Source organism: Providencia alcalifaciens DSM 30120, assembly GCF_000173415.1.
Taxonomy (GTDB): Bacteria; Pseudomonadota; Gammaproteobacteria; order Enterobacterales; family Enterobacteriaceae; genus Providencia; species Providencia alcalifaciens.
The window spans coordinates 104,577-113,917 of the sequence record NZ_ABXW01000045.1 but is presented as its reverse complement, the minus strand read 5'-3'; the positions used below and the strand labels follow the sequence as shown (position 1 = coordinate 113,917).

The following is a 9,341-nucleotide window of genomic DNA, read 5'->3' as shown; positions in this document are numbered from 1 at the left end:
CTGCTTCACCACTTATACGGTCAGCTCAGCCGCATCGTTCCATACAGTGATTATTGGCGTGATAGGACAGTGAAAATAGTCAGACGTAAGGAGTTGGCATGAGTTTAAAAACAATACGACTCTATGGTGTTTTGGGTACCCAATTTGGTCGCGAACATCAACTTGCTATCGATTCTCCGCGTGAAGCGATTAAAGCGTTATCGGTACTCTATGATGGATTCGAGCAGTTCCTTGCCAATGCGCATCTGAAAGGGCTGGAATTTGCGGTATTTAAAGGTCAGCGCAATATTGCTGAAGACGAATTGCATCTTGATACCAGTGAAGAAATTCGCATTGCTCCGGTAATTAAAGGGAGTAAACGGGGTGGTTTCTTCCAAACTATTTTAGGGGTTGCACTAATTGGTGCTGCCGCATTTTTATCGGGAGGTCTCTCTGTCGCATTTACCGCTGCAGGGACATGGGGAGGGGCATTGGCGTTGAGTGGTGCTGCTATGGCAATCGGTGGTTTGGTGCAAATGCTCTCACCCCAGCCTCAAGGCTTATCCATGCGACAAGATGCGGATAATAAGCCATCCTATGCATTTGGTGGTGCTGTAAATACCACGGCGCAGGGCAATCCTGTGCCGCTGTTATATGGACTAGACCGCCGTGAAGTCGGAGGTGCGATTATCTCCGCGGGTATCTATACCGAAGACCAAAAATAACAAAATTAATCTTTATCATATACGGAAACGGCTTGAGTGCCGTTTTTTTATGGGTGAAATATGGAAACGATATACGGCGCTAAAGGTGGCGGAGGGGGCGGTCATACGCCCGTAGAAGCCAAAGATAATTTGCTTTCCGAATCGACTGCAAAAATTCTGTTAGCCATTTCTGAGGGGGAAATTGCGGGGGGCTTGGATGATACGCGTATTTTTTTAGATGAGACGCCAATTGGTAATGCGGATGGAACGAAAAACTTCGAAGGGGTAACATGGGAGTTTCGCCCCGGTAGCGAGCAACAAGAGTATATCAAAGGGATACCGTCGGTTGATAATGACAACGCCGTGGGTGTAGAGCTGCGAGACGATCAGCCGTATATCCGAATGATTAATAATACGCAGTTATCCGCTATTCGCCTTCGCTTTTCAGTGCCTCAGTTAATGCGTCAACACGATAATGGTGATACAACGGGATATCGCATTGTCTATGCGATTGATTTATCTACAGACGGTGCTGGGTATCAAGAACTCGTTAAGTCTGCATTTGATGGTAAAACGACCAGTGAATATCAGCGCACCCATCGTATCGATTTACCCTCAGCCACGACAGGTTGGCAATTGCGCGTTCGGCGACTCACCAAAAATCAGAATACCGCTCGTATTGCCGATAAAGTCTCGATTGCTGCGGTCACCGAGGTGATTGACGCCAAGTTACGTTACCCTAATACGGCGCTTCTCTTTGTGACATTTAATGCCCGTCAATTTAACAACCGTATCCCTAAAATTAGTGTTCGTCCGAAAGGGGGATTGTTAGTTAAAGTGCCGACAAATTATGACCCTGTGAATCGAACGTACGCGGGTGTTTGGGATGGAACGTTTAAGCTGGCGGCAACCAATAACCCCGCCTGGGTGTTTTATGATTTAGTCCTGAACAATCGTTATGGCAGTGGTGACAGAATCAAACCCCATCAGATTGAAAAGTGGGATTTGTACAAAATCGCACAGTATTGTGATGAATGGGTGCCTGATGGACGAGGAGGCGAGGGAAAAGAGCCTCGTTTTTTATGTGATGTGTATATTCAATCACAAGAGGCAGCGTATACCGTATTACGGGATATTGCGGCTATTTTTCGAGGAATGACCTTCTGGGCGGACAATAAAGTCAATGCGGTTGCCGATATGCCAGCCAGTATTTTTCGTACATTTACCAATGCCAATATCGTTGGGGGAAAACCGTCTTACTCGGGGGGCAGTATCCAAAATCGCTACACCCAAGCCTTAGTTTCATTTACGGATACGGATAACCACAGCAAAGATGATATCGAGGCGGTCGCAGATTTAAAACTTCAGCATCGTTATGGCGTGCGTAAAGTAGAACTCTCTGCAATTGGGTGTACCCGTCGAAGTGAAGCGAATCGACGTGGTCGCTGGGCATTACTGACTAACGCAAATGACCGCATGATCACATTTGCCACGGGGTTAGAAGGGGCAATTCCCTCACCGGGTCATATTATCGCAGTAGCTGATTCAAATTTAGCTGGGCGTGATAACGGTGGGCGTATCTCTTCCGCGAAAGGAAGGAGTATTACTCTTGATAGAGAGACATCAATTAAAGCGGGTGATCGCCTGATCATCAACTTACCAGACGGAAAATCAGAAGGGAGAACCGTTACTTCAGTAAATAAAAAAGTGGTTACAGTTTCTGTTGAATATTCCCAAATACCACAGAAAGAGACCGTGTGGGTGGTGGATTCTGATGACTTAGCGGTCCAGCTATATCGAGTGATTAATATCAGCGATAACGGCGATAACACTTATACCATTAGCGGTGCTATCCATAATCCTGACCATTATGACCATATCGATTCAGGTGCTCGCATTGACGAACGTCCCGTAACGGTTATTCCGCCTCGCGTTCAGCCTGCACCGAAAAAGGTCGAAATCACGTCTTACTCAAGAGTTGACCAAGGCATGGCGTTGACTACGCTCAGTGTCAGTTGGGACGCGGCTGAAAATGCGATTGCTTATGAAGCGCAATGGCGTCGTGATAACGGGAACTGGGTCAATGCACCAAGGACATCATCACTGGGGTTTGATATTGAGGGCGTTTATTCTGGTCGATATCAAGTGCGAGTTCGAGCGGTTAATGCGTCTGAAATTTCTAGTGCTTGGACAAATGCCCCCGAAACTAGCCTGACAGGAAAAGTGGGTAATCCACCGAAACCTGTCAATTTTAAAGCCTCGCCAAGGGTGTTTGGCATTAAGTTGGATTGGGGGTTTGATGAAAATACTAGTGACACATTGAAAACGGAAATTCAGTACAGTAAGACCCCTAATGGTGAAGATTTGATGCTGTTATCTGATGTCCCTTATCCGTCAAGAAACTATGAGATGGCAGGTTTAGCCGCTGGTATCGTATTTTACTTCAGAGCAAGACTTGTTGATAAATCGGGTAATGAATCCGAGTGGACTCAATGGGTGCGAGGAGAATCAGAGTTTGATGTGAATACCATCTTGCCGGATTTGAACGAGCATTTCATGTCGACAGATGCTGGGAAACAGCTCTCTCAAGAACTTGATTGGCTGAATGAGTCGGTGTTAGTCAATAGTGCAGCAATTAAAGAAGTGAAGATAGAGGTTACGGTAAACCATGAACAGTCACAATCTCAACATAAAACGTTAGAGCGTGCGTTTGCGGATGAACGAAAATCGTGGGCAGAAAAATACGCACAAGTGACCGCATCAATTAATGGGGTAAACGCAGGCGTTGTTCGGCTTGATAAAGCGGTTACGAATTTAGACAGGTCTTTCAGTGAATCACAGAAGCAAGTTCAGGCGAAATTGGATAATCAAGGTGCGCTGATTAACTCTAAGATGCAGGCGGAATTTAAACAAAATGCCGGGTACGCGATGCACAATACAAACATCACAATCATGGTGGATGGGAAAAAATATAGTGCCGCGAGTATGGTTATTAGTGCTGAAGTGAAGGCGGGGAAAATTGAATCGTTCATTGGATTTAATGCAAATAATTTTGCTTTCTTTAATCCAACACGAGGAAAAATGGAACCCTTGATGTTCATGAAAAATGGACAAATTTTCATGCGCGAATCATTCATCGCCGATGCCTCGATTAGCAATGCCAAGATAGGAAGTGTGATTCAGTCGAATAATTTCGTTTCGGGTAAATCAGGATGGCAAATTAATAAAAATGGTACCCCTGAATTTAATGACGGGATATTTAGAGGAAAGATTTATGCTAGAGATGGTGAATTTAGAGGAACTGTTTATGTAGACAAACTTGTTGGTGATAATGCAACCGCGACAATTTATAAGGAGGTATCTAAGAGCGAGATTCATGGTAAGCGTTATGACCAAATCATAGAAACATCGGTAATTTATAAGGGTGGAATGCCTTATGATGTTGATTTATTGATGCCAACGATGCAGTTCACTGCGGAGGGATCTGTGCCCGGCGCGATTCACTCTACTCGTGTAGAAATTATCATCAATGGAGTTAAATACTCGCCTCAAACTACGGTAATAGCGACAGAAAAAGATCGAAGACTGATTTGTTCTTTGTATACTACACTCAAAGCGGCGGTTAAAGATGTGAAGGTGACAATTAGATATATCACGTACCATAAAAACGGTTGCAAGACTACAATTCATCCCGCGATGATTATCGCTTGTAAACATAATTCTTCTTCATTTATTTCCATATAGCTTATTAATGAGCAGTGATATTCCCATTCCAACCACAGGATTTGGAGGAAGTATATTTGTATCTTTGCGTGCATATGCAGTCGTTGTATCGAGTACTACAAATACAAAGCGAGCTGAAATATTCAAAGAAGAGGGGACACTCATCAAAGCAATAAAAAGATCAGTCTCAGTTAATATTGAGTGATTCTATTTAACTCATTGAAGCAGTGAAGTTAATAAAACTGTCACTGTATTGGTATCAAGAATCAGGGTACAGAAAATAGAATTGCTGCGAGTAATCTAATTAGCCGCAGAAATTAAACTGCGGCTATTACCAGTTAAAAAACTTTATTTTTTGCTAGCAAGGTAATCTTTTAAAGTTCCTTCAGGTTTTTTCTTGCAAAACTCAAGGATTAAAGGAGCTTCCGCAACGCTCTGTTCAGATAATGCCACCCAGTCTCCACTTTTAAACTGAGTATCTTGTGATGTTACCCATAAGGCAACTGGAGCCCAGCTTTTAGGGTTTAAGTCCACATACTCTTTACATGTCATATTTTCGGGAGTTGAGGTCATTTTGTCTGCGGCTAATGCATTAAAGGACAGAGCACTTGATGCAATCATGCAAGCAGAAATTAGAAACTTATTCATAAATATTCCTCTTCGTTTTCTAGTGATAACGCCTATTGAAATAAATCTGTAGTCTACAAATAATAAGAAATATTAGTAAAGTCAATAAAGTTATAGGGAGATTTTAAATTTTCAAATTACAATTATCACTTATCGATTCTCTATAAGTGATTTAGAAGTTGGAAAAGTGAATAATCCAGAGGTTTGAGAGCATAATAGATTGTGTCTAATTATATGAATGGAGTATCGAAGCATGAGTTCTGATGTCTTAGTAACAACATTGATTGGAAATAAGATTAAAGGTCTGAGACGTGACGCTGGATATACTGCTGTTGAATTTGCTCAACTGATAGGGTGTAAAAGCGCCCAGCAGTTATATCGTTATGAACGAGGAATAAATAAAATAGATATAGATACTTTGGTTTCAGCTCTTAAGATTTTACGTGTTGATATTAAAGAATTTTTTAATGAGGTGATGTGGGAAATTCAGTAGCGTTAACTATTAAGTGAATTAGTTAGACATTCCACATTATTAAGAGCAGCTTTGGAGTGTCTGTTATTAGGTAGGCATACTTTTTATCGCTGTCAGTTTGTTTGCTGATAGATGTAAATATTTTTCTATAAGTTTGATAGCAAACGCTTTGTTTTGTTTTGATGAATCGCAGTAAACGGATAGCTCAACGAATTTGTCCATAAATTCATCTATAGAAATCAATCCAGCAATGTTTGTTCTATAGAATACATAAATTATTGATTGCTCAGTATGTGATGGTTCCCGATGCTCATTGATACAATTTAGAGCTAATAGAAATAATTGAGTGATATTCATGAAGTCTCCAATATTTTGAAGTGAAATTTTAAGTGAAATGACTTTTATTGAATATCAAATTTAGTCAGAAATTTTTTAGATTTGCTTTTCTTAGATTATCGACCTTAACAAAATTATAGTTTTGTTAAGGTAAGAGCTGGTAGACATAAACTTTAGTTCATTCATTTTGGCAGTAATTATATTAAATAGGCTTAAGATTGTAAGCAAAATATTTTGTTAGAAGGAATATCTAGTAATGGAAAGCTTTTGTCCTATAAGAAGTTAGGTGTATAAGAAAGGTATTTTGCTAATGATGTAATTTTGTGTAATTCATTGCTTTTATAGATATTGTATTGCTAATCTTTTCTAGCATAGAAGCCGCATATCATGGTTTTTCATCACATTAGGTATTTTTTATCCGTGCAGTTAGTTGTTATTTCTTTTCATACATCTTCCATCTTCAAAATTTCACGCTCATCAACACCGAGCATTTCAGCTATAGTCATTAAGTCATCTACATAGATTGAGTCATTCCCGTTTTTAACGCGAATATACATAGCTTCTGAGATTGTTAGATGATTTGCAATTTCAGATATTGAAATATTTTTCTCGATGCGTTTTTGTTTGATGAATATGCCGAGGATTTTCTTGCTCATTGTGGTTTACCATGTATGGTTTTTTGATGATGATGGCATCGAGAGTGAATTACTGTGACGAAATGTGTAGAAATTGTGATGTGAAGTGAGGGGGAGGGATGTGTTATGTTTGTGATAAAAGGGATTCCCCAAAACTCTTTATCACTACAATATAAATCAATAGGTTACAATGTATAATTGAAATTCTTAAATCAATCATAAATAAAAATACATTTAAAATCAATATGATACTATTTCAGGGGAATATACTGCTGCGCCATATAGGCTGTATTTAAAAGACAATAAAAAAGCCCACCGGAGTGAGCTTTTTTATTTTTCTAGTGCGCGTGCATTTCACGTGCATTTCGAAGTCCATTCTGGGTAATGTTACTGTCTGCTCAACTTTACTAACTTACTGTTTTTAAAGCTGTTGTCACATCACTGACAGTTAAAATTTGGTGGAGCTGGCGGGAGTTGAACCCGCGTCCGAAATTTCTACATCCTCGGTACTACATGCTTAGTCTAGTCTTTAATTTCATTTGCCAGCTGCGGACAGACACGCCACCAACAAACTATCCTGATTAAGTTTAACGCTTCAACCCCAGGCAAGGCATCCACGCGATCTCTTTTGGGTTTGACCTCTCTTGATCCCCGTCCTAAGAGCGGAGGCTAGGGAGAGAGGGCTCTAAGCAGGTTATTAAGCTGCTAGTGCGTAGTTTTCGTCGTTTGCGACTATTTTTTTGCGGCTTTTTACGAGGCCAACCGCCCCTCGGCATGCACCTTGGGTTTCGCAAATCCCGTCGAATCCAGAATCAGCCCCAAGTTGTGATTACAGTATAACAGAAAATAACTCTATAAAGCTAGGACTTAGCGATTAGAATGTTTCATTATACGTGCTTTATCTAATTGCCACTCTCTATCTTTGATATCAGAACGCTTATCGTGGGCTTTTTTACCTCTAGCAACGCCAATTTTGACTTTGCACCACGCATTTTTCCAATAGAGGGAAAGGGCGATAACTGTGTAACCTTCGCGATTCACTCGTCCATAAAGTGTATCTAATTCGCGTTGGTTAAGAAGTAATTTTCTACTACGTGTTGGGTCACAAACTACGTGAGATGAGGCGACAGTTAGTGGTGTAAAGTTTGCACCAAACAAATAAGCTTCGCCATCACGTAAGAGAACGTAGCTATCACCAATATTGGCTTTGCCTGCACGTAATGATTTAACTTCCCAACCTTGTAGGGATAAACCCGCCTCGAACTCCTCTTCGATAGAATATTCGTGGCGAGCACGTTTGTTCATAGCAATTGTTGCTGAACCGGGTTTATATGGTTTTTTCTTTGTCATAGTTCATTCATTATACGTTAAGATGCGTTGAATGAAATCGTTCAACACTGATATTTTTGTGATTGTGCATTTCTTGCCCTGTACGGGTTTTGTTTTTTGAGTAACCCACTAATGGTGCTATTATATGCGCAGTTTTTGGGGATAGGAATTGATATGCCACAGATTAGTCGCTCTGCGTTAGTCCCTTTTAGCGCGGAACAAATGTATAAACTTGTGAATGATGTGATTTCATATCCAAGTTTTTTACCAGGATGTGTTGGAAGTCGCATTATTAGCCACAGTTCTGATGAAATGACGGCCTCAGTTGAGGTTTCAAAAGCAGGAATTAGTAAAACGTTTATTACGAAAAATGCATTGGAAGACAATAAACGCATTCAAATGCAATTAGTCGAAGGACCTTTTAGAACGTTATCAGGGGGATGGCAGTTTATTCCTTTGAGTGCTGATGCCTGTAAAATTGAGTTCCATCTCGATTTTGAGTTTACCAATAAGCTTATTGAGCTGGCATTTGGCAAAATATTTAAAGAGCTGGCCAACAATATGGTTCAAGCATTTACGTCTCGTGCTAAGGTCGTCTACCGTGTCTGATATCAATATTGAAGTAACTTACGCGTTACCTGAAAAGCAATTTTTGCTCTCAGTGAAGGTTGCAGAAGGAACCACGATTGAAGATGCAATTATTGCATCGGGTATTTTAGCGCTGCGCTCGGATATCGATTTAAAGAAAAATAAAGTCGGAATATACAGCCGCCCAGCTAAATTGAGGGATGTGGTGCAAGAGGGGGATAGGATTGAGATTTATCGCCCATTGATAGCCGATCCAAAAGAACTACGCCGTAAACGAGCTGAAAAATCAAAAGAAAACAACAAGTAATATACAACATCATTGAATGTATTGATGTGAAATAAAGCCGAGTGAAAGCTCGGTTTTTTTATTTAATAAATACTATTTCGCAGAGGATAAGAGAGTGAAACGCTACAATTTTAAAGAAAACACTTGCAGTGAATTATCTTAAAGTAACTACCTGTTGGTTTCCATGATTTAAAGGATCTCAGGTAGTTACTTATATTCTCTCAAGCGTTAAGCAATATGGGGTGTTATTCCGCTACTTTTGGTTCTGATGCTTTAACTTCACCAGCTTCCATGGCTTGCTGAGCTTCAAGGTTCTTTTCGTTTTTGATATCTGTCAGGATACCATTACGATCAAACGTCAGCGTTAATGTTTCTTGCTTCACTGGGTCATGTCCCAGCTCTTGGCGGAAAACATAAAACCAAGTCTGAGAACCAAACGGGTCAGTCATCATTGGGGTGCCCAAAGCATAAGCAACCTGTTGCTGTGTCATTCCGTTCTTAATTTTCGAAACATCTTTTGCTGTCAGATAGTTACCTTGGTTAATATCCGGATGATAGACAAGACGTTCCATCATTGAACAGCCCGTGGACATTAATGCGAATGATAGTGCAGCAGCAGTTAACAATTTATAACGCATGGATATCTCATTCCTTTTGGAGTC

Annotated in this window: 10 protein-coding genes, 1 other RNA gene and 1 pseudogene; 6 read left to right on the top strand and 6 right to left on the bottom strand. The window is 40.6% G+C overall.

Annotation, left to right across the window (positions count from 1 at the left end; genetic code table 11):
- The 3 genes and pseudogenes from PROVALCAL_RS20010 to PROVALCAL_RS08100 all read left to right on the top strand — a co-directional run.
- Positions 1 to 102 (top strand): annotated as a pseudogene (locus tag PROVALCAL_RS20010) (peptidase P60); the annotation flags it as partial.
- Positions 99 to 704, top strand: a complete 606-nt coding sequence (locus PROVALCAL_RS08105; RefSeq protein WP_006658704.1) for a tail assembly protein — start codon at positions 99 to 101, stop codon at positions 702 to 704. The pseudogene PROVALCAL_RS20010 and the gene PROVALCAL_RS08105, both read left to right, overlap by 4 nt.
- A 60-nt stretch (positions 705 to 764) precedes the next feature.
- Entirely contained in the window at positions 765 to 4,427 is a 3,663-nt protein-coding gene (locus tag PROVALCAL_RS08100; RefSeq protein ID WP_006658703.1) for a TipJ family phage tail tip protein, read from the top strand.
- A gap of 327 nt (positions 4,428 to 4,754) precedes the next feature.
- Here PROVALCAL_RS08100 and PROVALCAL_RS08095 read toward each other — a convergent pair whose 3' ends face one another.
- On the bottom strand, positions 4,755 to 5,054 hold the full coding sequence (locus PROVALCAL_RS08095; RefSeq protein WP_006658701.1) for an HdeA/HdeB family chaperone: 300 nt from the start codon (positions 5,052 to 5,054) through the stop codon (positions 4,755 to 4,757).
- A 232-nt stretch (positions 5,055 to 5,286) separates the two neighbouring features.
- Between PROVALCAL_RS08095 and PROVALCAL_RS08090 the strand changes: the two genes are divergently transcribed.
- A complete protein-coding gene (locus tag PROVALCAL_RS08090; RefSeq protein WP_036966831.1) occupies positions 5,287 to 5,526 on the top strand; it encodes a helix-turn-helix domain-containing protein in 240 nt (79 codons plus the stop codon).
- A gap of 66 nt (positions 5,527 to 5,592) precedes the next feature.
- On the opposite strand, the gene PROVALCAL_RS08085 is transcribed toward PROVALCAL_RS08090, so the two are convergent.
- The 4 genes from PROVALCAL_RS08085 to smpB form a co-directional block, all read right to left on the bottom strand.
- Entirely contained in the window at positions 5,593 to 5,862 is a 270-nt protein-coding gene (locus tag PROVALCAL_RS08085) for a hypothetical protein (protein ID WP_006658699.1), read from the bottom strand.
- Between the two features lie 422 nt (positions 5,863 to 6,284).
- On the bottom strand, positions 6,285 to 6,497 hold the full coding sequence (locus PROVALCAL_RS08080) for a helix-turn-helix domain-containing protein (protein WP_006658698.1): 213 nt from the start codon (positions 6,495 to 6,497) through the stop codon (positions 6,285 to 6,287).
- A 435-nt stretch (positions 6,498 to 6,932) separates the two neighbouring features.
- Positions 6,933 to 7,296: a transfer-messenger RNA gene (gene ssrA, locus PROVALCAL_RS19265) on the bottom strand.
- A 47-nt stretch (positions 7,297 to 7,343) separates the two neighbouring features.
- The gene (smpB, locus tag PROVALCAL_RS08075; protein WP_006658697.1) at positions 7,344 to 7,826 is read right to left on the bottom strand and encodes an SsrA-binding protein SmpB; all 483 of its coding nucleotides are present in this window, start codon (positions 7,824 to 7,826) and stop codon (positions 7,344 to 7,346) included.
- A 153-nt stretch (positions 7,827 to 7,979) separates the two neighbouring features.
- Between smpB and PROVALCAL_RS08070 the strand changes: the two genes are divergently transcribed.
- A complete protein-coding gene (locus PROVALCAL_RS08070) occupies positions 7,980 to 8,414 on the top strand; it encodes a type II toxin-antitoxin system RatA family toxin (protein WP_006661273.1) in 435 nt (144 codons plus the stop codon).
- Positions 8,407 to 8,700, top strand: coding sequence for an RnfH family protein (locus tag PROVALCAL_RS08065; RefSeq protein ID WP_006658694.1), 294 nt, complete (start codon positions 8,407 to 8,409; stop codon positions 8,698 to 8,700). The genes PROVALCAL_RS08070 and PROVALCAL_RS08065 overlap by 8 nt, the downstream gene beginning before the upstream one ends.
- Positions 8,701 to 8,924: 224 nt before the next feature.
- On the opposite strand, the gene bamE is transcribed toward PROVALCAL_RS08065, so the two are convergent.
- Positions 8,925 to 9,317 (bottom strand): outer membrane protein assembly factor BamE, encoded by a 393-nt coding sequence (bamE, locus tag PROVALCAL_RS08060; protein WP_006658693.1) that lies wholly within the window; start codon positions 9,315 to 9,317, stop codon positions 8,925 to 8,927.
- Positions 9,318 to 9,341: the final 24 nt, after the last annotated feature.